We start from the raw sequence: 19,518 nt of genomic DNA on the forward strand, positions 1-19,518 counted from the left end.
GAAATGGCGGCGCCAACGACGATATTTGTCCATGGACACACCAATCACGATCGAAGAAATCACCTTCCTGGCCAATGTGCCGGAAAACCTGCACGTTGCATTCCTCCGCGTAGCGAACGGCTTGCACGAGCGCGCAAAATACCCGAGAGAGAAGGTATTGCTGATGCTCGTCAAAATGTTGAACGACCCTAAGAAATATGCTTATTCCAAAAATAAGGTTACTAATCTGGCTAAAACGGTTTTTGATTTGCGAAAATCCGGAACCGAAATTTCTCTGACGGAAGCCGGCCAGGAATTACTTGCCAATGAAGAAGCTGTACTGACGTCGGACGCGAAGGAGCCACAGGCCAAAAACACATTTAATCTCCGTGAAAACAAGCTGCATTACGCCGTTTTTGGCAGACAGCATATCGAAGAAGGCGCATTGCAGCAAATGGAAACCGCCGTTAGCTTACCCATATCGGTCGCTGGCGCATTAATGCCCGACGCACACCAAGGCTACGGATTGCCCATCGGCGGCGTCCTCGCCACAGAAGCCGACAAGGTAATACCCTACGCCGTAGGAGTTGACATTGCCTGCCGCATGTGCATGTCCGTTTTCGACATTCCCACAGATTACCTCAAACGAGAGCCGCATTTTCTGAAAAAGATCTTAACTGAAAACACCAAATTCGGCATGGGTGGCGAAATCGCCCGGAAATACGACGAAAGCATCATGGATCAGCCCGAATGGGAGGCAACCAAAACGATCCGATCGCTGAAAGACAAGGCCCATCGGCAGCTAGGAACATCAGGCACCGGCAACCATTTCGTTGAATGGGGCATTGTGGAAGTATTTGAAAACGATCCGCTTTTGAGTTTACCTAAAGGCGAATATCTCTCGCTACTTTCCCACTCCGGCTCACGCGGTTTCGGTGGGACCATCGCCAACTATTATTCCAAACTGGCGATGCAAAAAACGGTATTGCCCAAACAAGCTGCGCATTTAGCCTGGCTGGATTTAAATACGGAAGAAGGTCAGGAATACTGGATCGCGATGAACCTCGCAGGCGACTATGCCTCGGCCAACCACCACGAAATCCACAACAAAATGGCGAAATCACTGGGTGAAAAGCCTTTGAAGATCATCGAAAACCACCACAATTTCGCCTGGAAAGAAAAACTGGCCGACGGCCGCGAGGTAATCGTCCACCGCAAAGGCGCCACGCCAGCCGGCAGCGACGAACTGGGCATTATCCCGGGTTCGATGAGTCAGCCGGGTTATGTGATCCGCGGCAAAGCCAATGCAGAATCCCTCAACTCCGCCTCGCACGGTGCCGGCCGCGTGATGTCCCGCACCAAGGCATTCACCACGACGACCCGCAGCCAAATGAATAAGATTCTGCAAGACAATGGTATTCAGCTCATTGGCGGAGACCTGGACGAATCGCCGATGGTTTACAAGAATATCGACGATGTGATTGCGGCACAGTCGGAGCTGGTGAAGGTATTGGCTAAATTTTCACCTAAGATTGTGCGGATGGCGGATGCGAATCGGAAGGAAGGGCGGGAGGATTGACGAGATAATTTGTTATCTTTCGTAAAAGAAGATCAGGATGAATGCGCTGAGATTAGTTGAGAAACCTAAAAATGGAAAACTGAGCATATCTCTCCCGGAGACATTTACGGATGATCCGGTCGAGGTAATCATTCGCCCGTTAGTGCAGCCTGAAATTGACGCCGAATCAAGACTTAAAATTGCTCAACAATACCTCAAAAGATCAAAACCAACCAATTTTGACTTAGGAGATTTGGACCCGCATGAGCAATAACCATCGGAAAATTTTCATTGACAGTTCCATTCTGGTAGAATTTGAGAAGCAAACCAAAACCGATTTGCTTTTCTACCTTATGAGCGATAAGGCGTCGAGCTTATTCGTGAACTCCACTGTTCTGAGTGAATACACATATTACCTACTCGCAATTGAGAGCGGAAAGTCGCCGAGATCTGTGAAGGAGGATGGAAATATCGGGGCTATAATTCAGCAAAATAACCCTGAACCCTTTCTGGATGTATTTCAAACAACTCCATTAAAACCAGGAATAACCACCGTATTTCTGGAAATGATGTCCAAATACAATTTGCTTCCTAATGACGCATTGATCCTTGCTGATTGCAAACTGAATTCAATTAATGCATTGGCAAGTTATGATGTCAAAGACTTTTCCGACGCGTGTAAAAAGGAAGGGATCCAACTTATCAGCTCAATGTCAGATTTGCAAATAACTTAAAACACCTCCCCCAAATTCACAAACAACCCCCTTGACCCATCCATTCCAAACCCATAATCAATCGCAATATTCGCCCCCGACGTCTTATTAACCTTTATACGGATGCCCAGGCCCCCCGCAGGGGCGATTTTTCGGAAGCTTTTCGATGGCCAATCGGAAACGCTCTGCGCATTGGCGAAGATAACCCCACCGAAAAGGCCATTCTTGGTCAATGCAAAGCGGTATTCGGATTCAAAATAGAGCAGATTGGTGCTGCGGAAACGGCCCTGAATGTAACCCCGGCCGATGTTGGTCGTCGGGTCCCAGCCGGTAGCGGGAAGGTCGAGATATGGCGGCTTGCCGATGGTAAGCCAGTTGTAATTCCAGAATGCAAGGGTGTTCTGGCTACCCTGAGGGAAGTTGAAATAGCGGCGGACGTCGATCACGACGGATTGCCAGTTGTTGGTGCTTCCGAGCGCGGTCATGTTCGGACGGAACTGAACGTTGCTGTAAAAGCCTTTCAGCGGGTTAATGGAGTTCGTCCTGCTGTCGTAAGCAACTGTAACCAAGGGTCCCACGGATGATGATTTGTGACCTAATCCATAATCTTTAATGTCCTGATTCAGCTTTTCCTCCTTGTTCGTCTGCATGATTTGCCATCTTTTGTCATAGGCAAACCCGAGCCCTACGAAAAACGACTTGCCGATTTTCTTCAAAACCGTCTGGTGCAAGCGCAAATGCTTATATTTCAAGCCCGTGGCGTCGGTCATTTTAGAATCCATACCCAACCCATAGGTATCCTGCGGATATTTGAAAAACCGCCAGTCGACCACAAAGTTGTAGTTATTGTGCCTCGTCCAGATGTTGGCCTGGACCGGAATAGTCATTTGCTTGTATTCTGTGTAAATAAAATTGGTGGTAATGCTCGAAATATTGGTCGTTTTGGGGTTGCTGGTATAGAATGCGATGTTCGCATTGAGCGAGCCCGTGAGCCCGGACGAGAGCGTGTACCCGCCCGCGGGTACGAGGGAGAAGATCGGCTTACCGGAGCGAATCTTCGGAACGCGTACCGAATCCGATTTGTCCTTCGATTTCCACTTTCTGAGCACATCGATCAGGTCTTTTTGCATCACCTTTTGGGCCGAATCCGCAGTACTCACGGTGTCCTGACGAGCGGCCTGGCTTCCGATTACATAACTCCCGGCCTGCAAACCATTCACGGTCAGCATAATGAGCGCGGTTATGATGTAAGAAGCCTTGATCACTGGGTCGGGTTTGTTAAGTACATTCCTAGTAATATATATTAAAATAGTACCCGCCACAAAAAAAGCCACCGGCTTCTCGCGAAACCGGTGGCTTTGTACCACTAAATGTGGTTATTATGCCAAAGCAGCTTTCAAATTTTCGTCGATAGCTTCCAGGAATTCCTCTGTGTACAGGTAGTGATCACCGTGTTTCACATCGTTTCCGTAGATACCCACAGCCAAATCCTTGGTCATTTTTCCGCTTTCCACAGTCTCTATACACACTTTTTCAAGCGCTTCTGAGAAGTCGATCAACGGTTGGTTGTTGTCCAGTTTACCACGGAACGCCAAACCACGTGTCCATGCGAAGATGGAAGCGATTGGGTTCGTAGAAGTTGGCTTGCCTTTCTGGTGCTCGCGGTAGTGACGGGTTACAGTTCCGTGTGCGGCCTCAGCTTCCATTGTTTTGCCGTCCGGCGTAACCAATGTAGAAGTCATCAGACCCAGTGAACCGAAACCTTGGGCAACAGTATCCGACTGAACGTCACCGTCGTAGTTTTTACAAGCCCATACGAAGTTACCCTCCCATTTCAATGCAGAAGCTACCATGTCGTCGATCAGACGGTGCTCGTAATGTACTTTTCCTTTGTATTCGTTTTCGTACACTTCCTGGAAAATGTCCTTGAAGCGACCGTCGTATTTTTTGAGGATCGTGTTTTTGGTAGAGAGGTACAGAGGCCATCCTTTGTCCAAAGCCACATTGAAGCATGAACGCGCGAAGCCACGGATCGACTCGTCGATGTTGTACATACCCATCGCTACACCGGCACCTTTGAATTGGTACACTTCGTGCTCGATCACTTGTCCGTCTTCCCCTTCGAATTTGATGGTCAGTTTACCTTTTCCAGGAACTACGAAGTCGGTAGCACGGTATTGATCACCGAATGCGTGACGACCTACGATAATCGGTGCAGTCCAGTTGGTAACCAGGCGAGGCACGTTGCTCATTACGATCGGCTCACGGAATACAGTACCATCGAGGATGTTACGGATGGTTCCGTTTGGCGATTTCCACATTTGTTTCAGACCGAATTCTTCAACACGTGCTTCATCAGGTGTAATAGTCGCACATTTGATACCCACGCCGTATTCTCGGATCGCGTTGGCAGCGTCGATAGTCACCTGGTCATTGGTCTCGTCGCGGTACTCGATACCCAAGTCGTAGTATTTGATATCTACGTCAATGTAAGGGAGGATCAGTTTTTCCTTGATAAATTTCCAGATGATGCGGGTCATTTCATCGCCATCCAGTTCTACGACGGGATTGTCAACTTTAATTTTGCTCATGTCTTAGATTCTATACAATAGTTAAAGATTTTGAAATCAGACCGTGAAAGTACGAACAATAGAATAAAAAGGCGAAATTTCCTCTGATACATCCCCAAAAAGACAATAGTCCCCGATGAAAAAGGCCGCATTGCGAAAGGAGTTTTTACAAAAAAGAAAAGAAGCGGACGAGCGCTGGCTCGTTGAAAAAAATGCCCTGATCACGCAGAATCTTGAAAAATATGTACAGGATGAGCATTTCAAAACGCTCCATACCTTTCTGCCGCAACTCGGTTCACGCGAAATCGATACGTTTTTCATCATTGAATCCTTCCGCATCACATTCCCGACTATGCGCATTGCCGCGCCGTACATCATCCCTGGTACAAGAGAAATGGAGCATTTTCTGGTGACACCTTTCACACATTTGGTGGTAAATCAATGGAAAATACCGGAGCCAGACCCTGTCAGCTCTGAAAAAGTCCGGCCGGAAGAAATCGACATCGTTCTGGTCCCGCTCCTTGCGTTTGACCGCAAAGGTTACCGGGTCGGTTATGGCGGGGGCTATTATGACAGATTTCTACCTCAAACCCGCCCTGATTGCATCAAAATGGGTCTTTCGCTATTCGAGGAAGTGGATGAAATACAGGATGTTGATGAATACGACATCCCGCTTGACTTGTGCATTACGCCGACGCGTACGTACGATTTCAAAAACTGAATGGTGAAATTTTGAAGATATAAAAGCCTAGTAAACTAGTCTGAAATGTGGGCTTTAATCCTTCCTTCCTGAATTTTAATGCATTAATGGTTGATTTTCCGGTATCATTCTAAAAAACTGCGTAAATTTGCGGCACTTTTCGCGAGGGCGTTGTATGTCTGTCGCAAAGAGTAAATCATATTCTATCCATTTTTAATCTTAATGCAAGAATGAAAATCGCAGTAGTAGGCGCTACCGGTTTGGTGGGCGGCGAAATCCTCAAAGTGCTCGAAGAGCGTAATTTCCCGGTGACGGAGCTATTGGCCGTCGCATCTGAAAGGTCTGTTGGTAAGGAAGTTACATTCAAGGGTAAACAGATAAAGGTGATCGGCTTCGAGGATGCGATTGCTGCCAAACCGGAGATCGCGATCTTCTCGGCTGGCGGTGGCACTTCCCTCGCCCTTGCACCGAAATTCGCAGAAGCAGGCATCACGGTTGTGGATAACTCTTCGGCTTGGCGTATGGATCCAACCAAAAAACTGGTGGTTCCGGAAATCAATGCAGGTGAATTGACGAAAGAAGACAAAATCATTGCCAACCCGAACTGCTCTACCATCCAAATGGTGGTGGTGCTGAACCCGTTGCACAAAAAATATAAAATCAAACGTGTGGTTGTTTCCACTTATCAGTCGGTAACCGGAACCGGTAAGGCTGCTGTGGATCAATTGTTCTCTGAGCGCGCCGGCGATCACAGCAAAGGTAAAGTATACCCGCACCAGATCGACCTGAACGTGCTGCCGCATATCGACGTGTTCCTCGATAACGGTTATACCAAAGAGGAAATGAAGATGACGAACGAAACGAAAAAGATCATGAGCGACGACAGCATTGCGGTAACCGCTACTACTGTTCGTATCCCTACGATCGGCGGTCACTCTGAGGCTGTTAATATCGAGTTCGAAAATGAATACGACCTGGACGAAGTACGCCAGATCCTGGCTGAAACCGAAGGCGTAATCGTACAGGACGATCCGAAAAATGCATTGTACCCAATGCCTTTGACGGCTCACGGCAAGGACGAAACTTTCGTAGGCCGTATCCGTCGCGACGAATCTCAGCCTAAAACACTGAATCTGTGGATCGTAGCGGATAACTTGCGCAAGGGTGCTGCTACCAATGCGGTTCAGATCGCCGAGTTCCTGACGAAACACGACCTCGTAGGAGTAGCTGCGGAAGCATAATTTCCGAAGTACATTATATAAATGCAAAGAGCCGCTTGAATGCGGCTCTTTGCATTTATATATTAATCTGAACTTATCTGTCGACCTCTCCCATTACTACGTCAATCGAGCCAATGACAGCAACCAGGTCGGCCAGCAATGCGCCTTTTGATATTTCACCAATCACAGAGAGGTTATTGAAGGAACAGGCCCTCGCCTTGCAGCGAACGGGAATATCAGAACGGCCGTCGGTACGGAAATAGAAGCCCAGCTCGCCTTTCGGGTTCTCCGCGCGAACGTAAAAATCCATCGCTTTCGGACGGATCTTTTTCGGAACAATGGCCTGCGGATCAAAATCGCGGGTTCTTTTATGATCTCCCTGCAATTGTACCAGGCTCTGCTCAATGATTTTCACCGATTCCCAGCATTCCACCACGCGTACCCAGGTACGGTCCCAGCAGTCCCCCACTTTTCCGAGCTTTCCTTCGCCAATAGGTATTTCAAAATCGAGCTCAGGATAGACCGAATAGCCATCGACTTTACGTAAATCGTATCTCAAACCCGAACCACGAAGCATTGGGCCTGTGCAGCCATAATTAATAGCTACGTCCAGAGGCAATACACCAACATTGGCCGTCCGCTGGATAAATATCTTATTATCCACCACCAACTGCTGCAATTCGGTCAGTTTGGGTTTCAGATATTTGATAAACTCTGCACAACGTTCCTCGAAACCAACTGGCAGATCGTAGAACAACCCGCCTATCCATATATAATTGTACAGCATCCGCGCGCCGCACGTCCATTCGAGCAGGCGCAGGATCTGCTCGCGGTCGCGCATCATCCACAGGAAGGGCGTGTACGCACCTATGTCCATCGCGTACGTGCCGAGCGCGACAAAGTGCGAGGCCAGGCGATTCAGCTCCGCGACTACGACACGGATGTATTCAATGCGTTTGGGAATATCGTTTTCGATGCCCAGCATTCGCTCCACACCCATTACATAGGCATGCTCCGAGTTCATCGCGGCCACGTAATCCATGCGATCGACATATGGAATGATCTGGTTGAATGGCAGCGACTCGGCGTGTTTCTCGAAACACCGGTGCAAATAGCCCAAATGCGGCACTACGTCGATCACCACTTCTCCGTCCGTCACCACTTCGAGGCGCAATACTCCGTGCGTCGACGGGTGTTGCGGGCCCATATTGAGCACCATCTCCTCCGTGCGAAGGTTTTCGGAGTTGTATTTCGTAGGCGCCGAAGCAATGAAATGCTCCGGTTTATATTCGTATTGGATAGAATTGCTCATACCTAAAACCTGACTAGCTTCTGATCATGTACTTCCACGCGCAACGGACCGATGGGCCGGCCTTCGTTGTGCAGGCGATCCACTGCCGTAACATAATAAACATATCTTTTGCCCGCTTCGGCAGTCATATCTACGAATTTTTCGCCTTCGTAACACATTCCGAGAATACGACGCGGGTCGTGAGCTGTGGCCTTTTCGTCAGGCGGGAAACGGTAAATAACGTAGTACCAGGCTTTGTCGCCGTCCGAGGCTTCATCAGGCTGCTCCCAGGTGAGTTCAATGCCGCGGGAAAGCAGTGTGGCTTTCAGGCTTTTGGGGGACAACGGAGGAACTTTATCTTTCCACGGCATGGTCGGGATCAATGCGGGGTATTTGAAAAGGTCCCTTCTCAACGAGTCCACAAAACCCAGACTGTTAGCCCTCAGCGATCTGGAACTGAAAAAAATCGACCCGTCGGCCTCGCTATCACGGAAGTAGCGAACCTGGTTCGGTATTTCGGCAGGATTCGACCAGTGCGAGTCCTTGTCCTTATTCCCGACGCGGTAGGCACCCATACCTATATACAAATGTCTGTCGAAACGGTTTTCAGTCCACCAATCCACGAGGTTTTTATAAGGAACCCTATTGAAGCCGGAAGAGAAATATACCTGCGGCGCGATATAATCGATCCAGCCTTCCTTTACCCAACGGCGGCTGTCCGCAAAAAGATCATCATAGGATGCCAGCGCTCCAAAAGTTTTCGAGCCCTCTGCGTCACGGTCTTTGTTACGCCACACACCGAATGGACTGATCCCGAATTTAAGTCGCGGATTCAATGCTTCCAGTGCTTCGTGAATCTGTTTTACCAACAAATCCACATTATGGCGGCGCCAATCAGCCTTGTTGGTGTAGCCGTCGGAGTATTTCCGGAACGTCGCATCGTCCTGGATCACCTGGCCGGGGGCGGCATATGGATAAAAATAATCGTCGAAATGGATGCCGTCGACATCATAGTTTTTTGCAACGTTGACCGTCATGTCGGTAATGAACTTCCGCACTTCCGGGATCCCGAAATCGAAGAGTTTATAACCGTCGTACGTCAGAATCCACTCAGGATGCAGCCGGCTGATATTCTCAGCGGAAACGCTCTTGGAAGATTTATGCACCAGGCGGTTGAGGTTCAGCCAGGCATGAAATTCAAGGCCGCGCTTGTGCGCTTCGGTGATCATGAAGTCGAGCGGATCCCACATAGGCTCGGGTTTACGCCCCTGCACGCCCGTGAGCCATTCCGACCACGGTTCGGGGCTTTTGGCATAGAAAGCATCCCCTGCTGCGCGCACCTGTACAAACACCGCATTCATCCCTACCCGCTTGTGAAAATCAAGCAGCTCAGAGAATTCCTCCTGCTGCTCTTCCGGGAGAAGGGTCTTGCTGCTTGGCCAATCAATATTGTCGACAGTGGCAATCCAGACCGCTCTAAACTCTCTCTTCGGGGGCAGATTACTCTCTGTTTCCGCGCTCTGAGCCATGCAACTTTCCAGCAAAAACGTGATAAGAACGAAGGAAAGCGCAACAATTTTAATTTTTTTCACTATCTGACCAATGCAAAATGTTAATCCAACCAAAGTAACGTATTTTGGAACAAAGTTAGCCGACAACCGTCTTAATTTCGAGCAATAACGGTTTGATTTGGATAGGTATATGAAAATGGGCGCCAATGCCCTTTTCTTGACTTAGTTATATTTTGACGCTGGAATGATGTTTTAAACCGGCTTTTCGGTTGTGTACGCAAACATTCAAGTGTTGTTATTCTGAATTATTTTTCTGCATATTTATTGTGTAATAACAAGGATTTTTGTGACATAACCGGAAGCAAAATCCCTTTAAATACCCTAGTAACGCTTAAACTGTACCCTAATTGGAACCATTTGTCAAAACCACTAAGAAAAACGTCCTGTTCGAAGTTGCATGGGAGGTTTGTAATCAAGTTGGAGGGATATATACCGTAATAAGGACCAAGGTCCCCGCGATGGTTGAGAAATGGGAAGAGAACTATTTTCTCCTTGGGCCTTATTTCGAAAAGAAAGCGTCTTCCGAATTTGAAATGATTCACGATCTCGACGATTCCCCGGCAGGGCGCGTCGTCAAGCGGATGCGTGATATGGGTTTCGCGGTGTATTATGGCTACTGGCTCGTGACCGGAAAGCCCCGGGTGGTGCTGTTCGACGTCGACAGCATTATGAACCAGCTCGATGCCATCAAATTTAACCTTTGGGAAAAAAACCGGATCCCGACGATCAACGTCGAACACCTTGTCAATCAGACGCTCTGCTTTGGCGAACTCGTACGTATATTCCTGAAAGAATATGCCGAAGAGAATGCCAAACGCGAAGAGATCTCGGCACAATTCCACGAATGGATGGCCAGCACCGGGCTTCCCGAGCTGAAACGCGAGAATGTCAAGATCGCTATGACGTTCACGACGCACGCCACGATGCTGGGCCGCTACCTTGCACAAAATGTATCGGGTTTTTATAACAAACTCCCTTTCTTCGACTGGGAGCAGGAAGCTAAAAACTACGGTATCCTGGCGCAATGCTCGATCGAACGCCAGGCTGCATTGAATGCGCATGTGCTCACGACGGTAAGCGACGTTACCGCCCGCGAATGCGAAGTTTTCCTCGGCCGCATGCCCGACCTTGTTACGCCGAACGGCCTCAACGTAGTGCGCTTCCAGGCGGTGCACGAGTTCCAGAACCTGCACTTAAAGCATAAAGAGCGCATTCACGAGTTTGTAATGGGGCATTTCTTTCCCAGCTACTCTTTCGATCTGGATAAGACACTCTATTTTTTCACGTCGGGCCGTTATGAGTATTCCAATAAAGGTTACGACCTCACACTGGAAGCGCTCGCACGCCTGAACTGGAAAATGGTGCAGGCCAATATGGACATGACGGTGGTGATGTTCATTGTAACGAAACAGCCCTATACGTCGGTCAATCCCGATGTTTTGCAATCGCGCGCGGTGCTGAATGAGTTGCAGGAAACTTGTACGGCCATCGAAAAAGAAGTCGGTGAGAAGCTCTTTCTCGCCACCGCTTCTGGTGCCGACCACAAAATGCCTGATTTGAACGAGTTTGTGGACGAATACTGGCGGTTGCGTCTGAGAAGGACCATCCAGAGCTGGAAAACCGACAAGCTCCCTGCATTTGTCACGCACGATCTCAAACAGGAAGATGGTATTACCGATTTCTGCAAGCGCGCGAACCTAGTCAACAACGAGCGCGATCGCGTGAAAATCGTTTACCACCCCGATTTCATCGCTTCGACCAACCCGTTGTTCGGTCTGGATTACGGCCAATTTGTACGCGGCTGCCATTTGGGTGTCTTCCCGAGCTATTACGAACCGTGGGGTTACACCCCGCTCGAATGCGTTGTCCGTGGCGTTCCGACCGTCACCAGTGACCTTTCCGGTTTCGGCGATTACATCATGCAAATCATGCGTGACTACGAGAACCGGGGCATTTACGTCATCAATCGCAAATCCCAGACCTTCTCGCAAGCCGCCGACCAGCTTGCCGACATCCTCTTCAAATTCGTGCGAATGCAACGTCGCGACCGCATCATGCAGCGGAACCGCGTTGAGAACATTTCGGATGTGTTTGACTGGATGAATCTAAGGTCGTATTATGACACGGCGCATGATCTGGCTGCGAAGCGAAGGAAGCCATAGGCTGGATATATTTATGGAGCCCATCGATGAAATCGGTGGGCTTTTTATTTTAGAAGCTTTTTCAAATGCTCTGCCAGGGTTCCAATGCTACAAACCATTACATTCTCCCTCATATTATAATCCTCTGCCGAAGGCGTAACGACCAGCAACGGCGGACTTCCGAGATCCTGCTGCGCGAACGTATTGCCTCGGCTTAATACCGGGCTGTTGGTATATTTGATTTCGATCGCTACCCGGGCACTATTTCCTTTTACCAACACCAAATCCAGTTCTGCACCATCTTGCGTGCGGTAGAAGTAAGATTGGATATTGTAAGGCAGGCTAGCAATCACTTGCTGTATTACATAGCCCTCCCATGAGTTGCCCAGCAGAATATTCCCTGCCAATTCTTCGGAATCCGTAATTCCGGCTAGCGAATGAAGCATTCCGCTGTCACGAATGTATAGTTTAGGCGTTTTGACCAGTCTTTTACTGATATTCACAAACCACGGTTGCAACCGTCTGATTAAAAAAGCGTTTTCCAGATAGCCCAAATAATTTTGAACCGTCGGAACACTCATTTTGAGCGAATTGGCCAGCTGTGACACATTCAGCAAGCTTCCATGCACGCTTACGAGCATATTCATAAGCAAGCGTGTGTCACGCGGGTTGGCCGGAATACCCAATAAAGGCAGGTCTCTCTCGAGATAAGTACTGATGAAATCCCCCATTTTTCGAAATGCAGAATTGTCCGATGCTGCTTGCAGAACATCGGGAAATCCGCCGCGCAGCCAATGTTCACGATAAGACACCTTTTCTTTGACTTCTTCGAACGTCAGCGGATGTAGTTCCAGATAAGCGATGCGTCCGGCCAGCGTTTCCGAACTATTTTTGAGTAAGTCGGGCGAGGCGGATCCCAGCAGAACGAATCGCCCCGGGGTACGCTTTTTATCGATCAGTGATCTCAGCAACGGAAAAAGTGAAGGCATGCGCTGGATTTCGTCTATAATGATAGTGGACTCCTCTCGCTCTCCGAGATACAGTTCGGCATCGCGCAATCTGTTGAGGTCAGTGTCCGATTCCAGGTCAAGGTAAATGCTGGGGTTGGGAAATTGGGTAGCGAGCTGTTTAACAAGCGTCGTTTTGCCAACCTGTCTGGGACCGAGCAACGCTATCGCCGCGGTGTCTGACATCAACTCAATTATTTCCTTTTCAATAGTTCTGGGAAACATAATTTGAAATTAAGCCCGTTATTTTAAAATTCAATTTAAAATTACCGGTATTAATTCTGAAATCCTAGTACTGACCTTGATGCTTAAAACAATCCTTACAAGCCATCTGCTTGCATTCCTGAAAATTTTCAACACCTTCACCACACAATTTTTACCAATAACCAATTACAATGAATTACATCGAACTGGATTTGAAAGTGGATCCCGAGTTTTCGGAGATATTGATGGCGGAGCTGGGCGAGGCGGGGTTTGAATCGTTTGTGGAAACCGACGAAGGATTGCTCGCCTACATTCAGGAGGCCGATTTTAACGAGCAGGCAATCCACGATTTAACCGCCAAATACCTGGATTTAACGACAATAGCCGCAACGTGGAAATCGTTAGAAAGGAGAAACTGGAACGAGGAATGGGAAAAAAGCTACGAGCCGATCGAGGTAGGTGACCAGGTACGCGTGCGGGCAACGTTTCATGAGCCCGATCCCTCTTTTAAATACGATTTGCTGATCCAACCCAAAATGTCGTTCGGCACGGGACATCACGAAACGACGTGGCTGGTCATGAACGAGCAACTTAGCCTGCCTCATGAACGTCTTTCGATTATGGATGTAGGGTGCGGGACGGGAATCCTGGCAATTCTCGCACACAAACTGGGCGCTTCGCATTTGCTGGGTTTTGATATCGATGAATGGGCCGTGGAAAATACCCGGGAGAATTTCGCGATGAATGGGCTTGCTGAGGAGTCGGAGGTGTTCCAGGGTACGATTCAGGATGTGCCGGAGGCGAAAATTTTCGGAGGAGTCCTGGCGAATATAAACCGGAATATCCTGCTGGCGGAAATTCCGACCTATGTAAAACATCTGGAACCCGGCGGTTGGCTGGTTACCAGTGGATTTTATGAAACCGATCAGGCTGATATTGAAAAATGCGCCGCGGAAAACGGCTTGAAAAAGCTCCGCTCCAATACGCGCAACCAATGGGCAACCGTTGTTTTTGAAAAGATCAAATAGTCCATTAGCTAATTGCTGAAAGCTAACAGCTACAAACCATGAAGATATTTCGCTTTGCTATACTGCTTTACCTGCTGACTTTTATCGGAAAACACGCAACTGCACAAGGGGTCAAACTGTCGGATGATCCTGCACAGTTTATGCCGCAGTTACGGAAGATCATGGACGGCAGCCGGAATCCGCAATTCATCCGCTCGACGGCCCAGCTGGATAGCGTCTGGGTATCGGGCATTAATGCGCAACAGCAGGCGAAATTCATTGCGATTGTCAAAACGCAGGTGGCGAAAGGACAAAAAGGAGGGCCACTACTGGCCTTGCTCATCAGAAATACCCAGGCATTGGCCAAAAAATCGCCGGATAAGCTCGATGGCTTCCTCGATGTAGCGGCCAATGCCGGAGAAAAATATGATGCGAAAACCTTCCAAAAGGTATTGCAAACCAGCCTGCCGATTACCGAAAGCAACAAATTATACGCCAGCAATTATAATACGCTCTATTTGCTGGGAGGAAATTTCAAATACAGATTCGATACCAAAGCGGACACGACCGTAGCCAAGGAAACACAGGCAGCCAACGACGGCTGGGATACGCCCGTAGATTCCAACTACGTAATTGCTCCCTCAAAATCTGCTTCGCTCCCGATTATCGCAGGGCCGTTAATGGATCTTGAAAACGCCACTTTTGCAATGGTCGCCGGGGGAGATTCTGTTGTTTTCGGGCCGGCAAATGGCAGTGTTTCGCTGCGCGATGGGGTGTTTGTTGGTAAAAACGGCAAGTTTACCTGGCAAACAGCTGGTGATTCGAGCATCTACGCAGACCTTGACGCTTATTCATTCAATATCAACCACCCCAAACTGGTCGCCGAAAACAGTACCCTGCATTCGGACAACTACCTGGCTGCGCCGGTGAAAGGAACGGTGGAATACCGGGGCGTGAAACGCATCAAGGGCCAGCCCGCACAGTACCCGCGCTTCGTTTCGAATGATATTGATGCTAAACTAAAAGAAGTCCGCAAGAATATCGATTACAAAGGCGGCTATTCGCTCATTGGTCTGGACCGGTACAGCTCCGCTTTGAACGACAAATACTCCACCATTAATGTCAAGTACCAGGAGAAAGCCGCTTTCACAGCGCGCAGCAAGCGATTTGCGTTGAAAGACTCCGTTTTTACAGCCAATTGGGCCCAGTATTCAATGCCGCTCGGCGGGGATTCTCTGATACACCCGGGTGTTACATTTAAATACAATGACGACGAAGGGCTCGTAAGGCTCGGTCGGATGGACAAAACCGACTACGGCCCGCTGCCCTACCGCGATTCTTACCACAAAATGAATATCTGGTCGCAGGCTATGCGCTGGCGCTTCCCAACAGATAAAGTGGAGTTTTTGCGGATTAATGGTAAAACAGAGGTACCCGTTCGCCTCGAATCCTTCGATTATTTCAAAAAAGAGCGTTTCAGGGAGATTAATAAGGAGTTTGGCTTCCAGCCGCTGATTATGGCTGCGAGTTATGCACAGACGACAAAAAAAACGTCTTTCCTTCCGGAAGAATTAGCTACCAAATTCAAGCAAAACCCGACGATCATCCGTAATGCATTGCAGAGGCTTACGCTCGACGACTATTTCATTTACAATAAAGCAACCGATGAGTACGCATTGAGCAAAAAGGGCGTGATGTATGTCCTCGCGAACCTGGATAAGGCCGATTATGACAATTTCCAGGTGAGCGGCCAGTTTGCAGCCAACGACGAGACGGCTAATGCAACGATTTACCTGCCCGATACCATGCTCACCGTGCTCGGTGTTTCCCGGTTTATCGTCAGCGATTCGTTGAAAATATATGCGGTTCCATCCGATAAGAAGGTGATCATCGGCAAAAACCGCAATTTCACGCTGAATGGGCAGATGGTTGCATCCAACTACCAGTTCCGCGGCCAGAATATCAAATTCGATTACAACCAGTTTTTCGTGAATGTGGCACCGTCCGATTCGATCACCTTTACGCCTCGCGAAAAGTTTGCCAAAGGACAGAAAGGCGAAGTCGGCGGGCACGTGAAGTATGAAAAAGGTGGTACGTTCTACCTCAGCGATCCAAAAAACAAGTCGGGGATCCAGAAAGGCATCAAGAAATCGCCCAGGCTGGTCGTGCCCGACGGTATGATCGTCTATTTCGACCAGCCCGAACGAGGGACCGTGCTTTACCCGCGGGAGGTGTTTTTCAAAATTCCCAAGATCGATATGGATGGCCTCGACCAGCGCGACGTCATTTTTGAGGGTACATTTAATTCCAACGGCATTATCCCGCCTATTCAGACCATTTTGAAGAGCATGCCGGATAACTCGCTCGGTTTCGACTACAAACCACCGGTTACGGACGTGAAACTGTACGAAGGCAAAGCATTGGCGAAGTTTACGGATACATTGACAATGGACAATACCGGCTTGCATTCCAAAGCGGTGTTGAAATACCTGTCGGCCTCGATGAATGCCAAGAATGTCCTCCTTACATCCGATTCGCTCATGGCGACCGGCGATCTGGCGAGCATTAAGGAAGCCACAATTGGTAAGGGCTATTTCCCGGCCGTAGCGTTGAAAGATTATGCATTGAAATGGTACCCGAATGCGGATAGCATGTTTATCAGCACTACGGGCAAATCCTTCGCATTCCACCAGGGTACTACCAATCTGGAAGGTAGTTTATTGCTGCGTTCGACGGGTTTGTATGGAAATGGCAAATTGAAACGGGCCGATTCCGAGCTCACTTCACCCGATATCAAATTCAACAAGGACGGATTTCTGGCTAACAAATCGGCATTTGCGATCAACAGCGGGGATGTGAAATCTACCAAAAAGCTGCTGACTGGAAACAATGTCAATATTGATTTTAACTTCAAAACCGGCATTGCCAACTTCGTGACCGACGAATCGGGTTTTGGAAATGACTCTTCGGGAATGCAAATCCCGACAGCTTCCTACCAGACGCTTATCGGAAGCGCCAAATGGGATATGACCAAGAAGACGATCCTGATGAAAGGTTTAGGAGAAACCTCTTCCTACACCTCCACGGATCCCGATCAGGAAGGTCTGACTTTTAACGGCTCCGAGGCGATTTATGACATTGAAAAAGTGACTTTGAACATCCGGGGCGTACCTTTTATTCAAACGGCTGACGTGAAAATCATCCCAGACCGCGGGATGGTGGCCGTAGATAGCAAAGGCAAGATCGTTCCGCTGAAAAAGGCACGGATTGAGATCGATACGCTGAATGTTTCGCACCACCTGCGTGACGCCGACATCCGCATTGATTCCCGCAATCATTTCGAAGGCTCGGCCACTTACCAGTACATTACGGCGCGGAAGGATACATTCAATATCAAAATGCAGAACTTCGAGCTCGTGGAAGTAGGCGCGGGCGAAGAAGGGAAGCGCAAACCGAAGGATAAGGCAGCCACTCCGGGCGTTAAGTATTATACCACCGCACGCGCAGACATTAAAGAAGCCGAAAATCTATTCCTTTCGCCCCGCATTCAATACAAAGGAGCGATTAACCTCGTTGCCTATGAGCCTTCGCTGAAACTGGATGGTTTTGTAAAACCGGTGATCAAGTTCCGGAAAGACTTCCAGAGTTCCTGGATCGTGTACCAGGATTCTCCGGGCGAATCGGTTTCCATTAAAATTAATAAAGACCTTAAAAACGAGCACGAGATTCCGCTATCGGTCGGGCTGCATTATAATGAAGCGAAAGGTATGTATATGAGCTTCCTCTCGCCGAAGGATTCGGATGGCGACGAGGATATTTACCAGGCGCAAGGGAACCTGAGCTATGATGAGGATAAAAAGGCATTCCGCGTGAACCCGCCGCCAGGTGCCGATGGCCTTATCGACGAAGGCAGCGCATTAAGCTTTGACGATAAAACCGGCCTCGCTTCTTTCGCAGGGCCATTCAAGCTTATGCAAGCCAACTGGCTGCAAACGGTCGGCAGCGCCGAAGTGCAGGTAGACAGCTCCAAATTCCGTTTCAATACGATGTTGCTCTTCAATGCACCTGCTCTCACACCTATCGCACCTACGCTGGCTGCCAAGATTGTTGAAACGAATTTGGCAGAGTCCAATAGTACAGCTGCCGACGACGATCCCGACCAGCTAAACCGCAAACTGTCCGCATTAATCGGCCCGAAAGGCGTAGATGCTTACATGAAATTGACGGCCGGGGGCTATAAACCGATTTTCGAAGCTTCGCCGCTGCTGGATATGCCGATGGTACTTTCGAATGTGAACTTACACTGGTCGCCCGTGCATAACGCGTATTACTCGCAGGGGCCTATCGGCGTGTCGCATTTCGGACGTAACAATATCAATGCGCAAATGACCGGTGTGCTTGAACTCCGCCGCGGCGTGGAAGGCGATGAGTTTAGCTTGTACCTCGAAGCGTCACCGGACGTTTGGTACTATTTTGATCTGAAAGCAGGTGAGCTCGGTGTCGTTTCTTCGATGCTGGATTTCAATGACGAGATCGTCGCAAAGTCTAAAAACGTGAAATCCAAGGACATGACGCTGGTGAGTATTGGAACTGAAGAGAAGGATATGTTTGTTAACCGCTTCGACGATTTCTACCAGCCTGCCCTTAAGAAAGCGAAGCTCGTGAAAACTGCGAAGAAGAAGGCAGCACCATCCCAAGCCGAAGAAAAGAAGAAAAAAGCGGAACCGACAGAAGGATTCTAAGGTCATTAGCAGCATTTACAATAGTTTCTGCTAATTTTTGAAAAATTTTATACTGAAATGTAGTTTTACACCACATTCGCTTGTAAAATCCTCCAACTATCGTATTTTTGAGAAAAACTTTTTGTAATTTAAATTTATCTTTGAATAGTACAAAATGAGTGTTGCCTTATTAATAGTTGCGATTGTTGCTGCTTATTTGCTGGGTTCCATCCCAAGTTCAGTCTGGTACGGCATTGGGTATTTCGGAATAGATGTCAGGAAACACGGCAGCGGTAACGCGGGTGCCACCAACACGTTTCGGGTATTAGGCAAACGCGCTGGGACAGTTGTAATGCTCATCGACGTACTGAAAGGCTGGACGGCCACGTGCCTCGCTTCCATGCTTTTCTATATGAACGAAATCGGCGAAACCGAGCTCCTGATGTACAAGATCATCTTCGGGATCATCGCCATCATCGGCCACATCTTCCCTATTTTCGTGAATTTCAAAGGCGGCAAGGGCATTGCCACGCTGCTCGGAATGGTACTCGCCATTCACCCCGAGCTCGCGTCCGTCTGCATCACCATATTTATTCTGACACTAATAGCATCTCAGTACGTATCGCTGAGCTCGATCCTCGCGACGCTGGCGTTCCCGGTACTTTCCTGGACAGGCGCCTTCGGGCATCCCGAGCCGTTGCTGGTCGTTTTCGGGTTTGTAATGTTTGTCTTGGTCGTTTTTACACACCAGAAAAACATTGTCCGCCTGCTCAACGGCAACGAAAACCGCGTGAATATTTTCGCGAAATCGAAAGCGCGGAGCTGATATTCTTAAT

General features: G+C 48.7%; 14 protein-coding genes. 9 read left to right on the forward strand and 5 right to left on the reverse strand.

Annotated features, from left to right (window positions below; translation table 11 throughout):
- The first annotated feature begins 31 nt into the window (after positions 1-31).
- The 3 genes from CLV60_RS13165 to CLV60_RS13175 are packed head-to-tail and all read left to right on the forward strand — an operon-like array spanning position 32 to position 2,271.
- Positions 32-1,558, forward strand: coding sequence for an RtcB family protein (locus tag CLV60_RS13165; protein ID WP_106595821.1), 1,527 nt, complete (start codon positions 32-34; stop codon positions 1,556-1,558).
- A gap of 37 nt (positions 1,559-1,595) precedes the next feature.
- Positions 1,596-1,811 carry a hypothetical protein gene (locus CLV60_RS13170; protein WP_106595822.1) on the forward strand — a complete coding sequence of 72 codons (216 nt, stop codon included), beginning with the start codon at positions 1,596-1,598 and terminating at the stop codon, positions 1,809-1,811.
- Positions 1,801-2,271: a type II toxin-antitoxin system VapC family toxin gene (locus tag CLV60_RS13175; protein ID WP_106595823.1), complete on the forward strand. Its 471-nt coding sequence runs from the start codon at positions 1,801-1,803 to the stop codon at positions 2,269-2,271. Before CLV60_RS13170 ends, CLV60_RS13175 begins: the two co-directional genes overlap by 11 nt.
- On the opposite strand, the gene CLV60_RS13180 is transcribed toward CLV60_RS13175, so the two are convergent.
- Together CLV60_RS13180 and CLV60_RS13185 are read right to left on the reverse strand one after the other, a co-directional pair.
- The gene (locus CLV60_RS13180; RefSeq protein WP_229210952.1) at positions 2,268-3,515 is read right to left on the reverse strand and encodes a BamA/TamA family outer membrane protein; all 1,248 of its coding nucleotides are present in this window, start codon (positions 3,513-3,515) and stop codon (positions 2,268-2,270) included. The genes CLV60_RS13175 and CLV60_RS13180 overlap by 4 nt on opposite strands.
- A gap of 114 nt (positions 3,516-3,629) precedes the next feature.
- Complete coding sequence (locus CLV60_RS13185; RefSeq protein WP_106595824.1) at positions 3,630-4,841, reverse strand: NADP-dependent isocitrate dehydrogenase; 1,212 nt, start codon at positions 4,839-4,841, stop codon at positions 3,630-3,632.
- 115 nt (positions 4,842-4,956) lie between these two features.
- On the opposite strand from CLV60_RS13185, the gene CLV60_RS13190 reads away from it, so the two are divergent.
- Together CLV60_RS13190 and CLV60_RS13195 are read left to right on the forward strand one after the other, a co-directional pair.
- A complete protein-coding gene (locus CLV60_RS13190) occupies positions 4,957-5,541 on the forward strand; it encodes a 5-formyltetrahydrofolate cyclo-ligase (protein WP_106595825.1) in 585 nt (194 codons plus the stop codon).
- A gap of 209 nt (positions 5,542-5,750) precedes the next feature.
- On the forward strand, positions 5,751-6,761 hold the full coding sequence (locus tag CLV60_RS13195; RefSeq protein ID WP_106595826.1) for an aspartate-semialdehyde dehydrogenase: 1,011 nt from the start codon (positions 5,751-5,753) through the stop codon (positions 6,759-6,761).
- Positions 6,762-6,834: 73 nt separating this feature from the next.
- Here CLV60_RS13195 and CLV60_RS13200 read toward each other — a convergent pair whose 3' ends face one another.
- A complete protein-coding gene (locus CLV60_RS13200) occupies positions 6,835-8,052 on the reverse strand; it encodes an NADH-quinone oxidoreductase subunit D (RefSeq protein WP_106595827.1) in 1,218 nt (405 codons plus the stop codon).
- A 2-nt stretch (positions 8,053-8,054) separates the two neighbouring features.
- A complete protein-coding gene (locus CLV60_RS13205; protein WP_229210953.1) occupies positions 8,055-9,560 on the reverse strand; it encodes a glycoside hydrolase family 10-like protein in 1,506 nt (501 codons plus the stop codon).
- Between the two features lie 389 nt (positions 9,561-9,949).
- Here CLV60_RS13205 and CLV60_RS13210 point away from each other — a divergent pair, with 389 nt between their 5' ends.
- Positions 9,950-11,764: a glycosyltransferase gene (locus CLV60_RS13210; RefSeq protein WP_106595829.1), complete on the forward strand. Its 1,815-nt coding sequence runs from the start codon at positions 9,950-9,952 to the stop codon at positions 11,762-11,764.
- A gap of 44 nt (positions 11,765-11,808) precedes the next feature.
- On the opposite strand, the gene CLV60_RS13215 is transcribed toward CLV60_RS13210, so the two are convergent.
- Positions 11,809-12,936: an ATP-binding protein gene (locus CLV60_RS13215; RefSeq protein WP_229210954.1), complete on the reverse strand. Its 1,128-nt coding sequence runs from the start codon at positions 12,934-12,936 to the stop codon at positions 11,809-11,811.
- A 209-nt stretch (positions 12,937-13,145) separates the two neighbouring features.
- On the opposite strand from CLV60_RS13215, the gene prmA reads away from it, so the two are divergent.
- The 3 genes from prmA to plsY all read left to right on the forward strand — a co-directional run bounded on the left by prmA (position 13,146) and on the right by plsY (position 19,508).
- Positions 13,146-13,982, forward strand: coding sequence for a 50S ribosomal protein L11 methyltransferase (prmA, locus tag CLV60_RS13220; protein WP_170118771.1), 837 nt, complete (start codon positions 13,146-13,148; stop codon positions 13,980-13,982).
- 38 nt (positions 13,983-14,020) lie between these two features.
- Complete coding sequence (locus tag CLV60_RS13225; protein ID WP_106595831.1) at positions 14,021-18,703, forward strand: hypothetical protein; 4,683 nt, start codon at positions 14,021-14,023, stop codon at positions 18,701-18,703.
- Positions 18,704-18,857: 154 nt separating this feature from the next.
- Complete coding sequence (plsY, locus tag CLV60_RS13230) at positions 18,858-19,508, forward strand: glycerol-3-phosphate 1-O-acyltransferase PlsY (RefSeq protein ID WP_106595832.1); 651 nt, start codon at positions 18,858-18,860, stop codon at positions 19,506-19,508.
- Positions 19,509-19,518: the final 10 nt, after the last annotated feature.

Origin of the sequence: Dyadobacter jiangsuensis, assembly GCF_003014695.1 — a bacterium.
Classification (GTDB): domain Bacteria; phylum Bacteroidota; class Bacteroidia; order Cytophagales; family Spirosomataceae; genus Dyadobacter; species Dyadobacter jiangsuensis.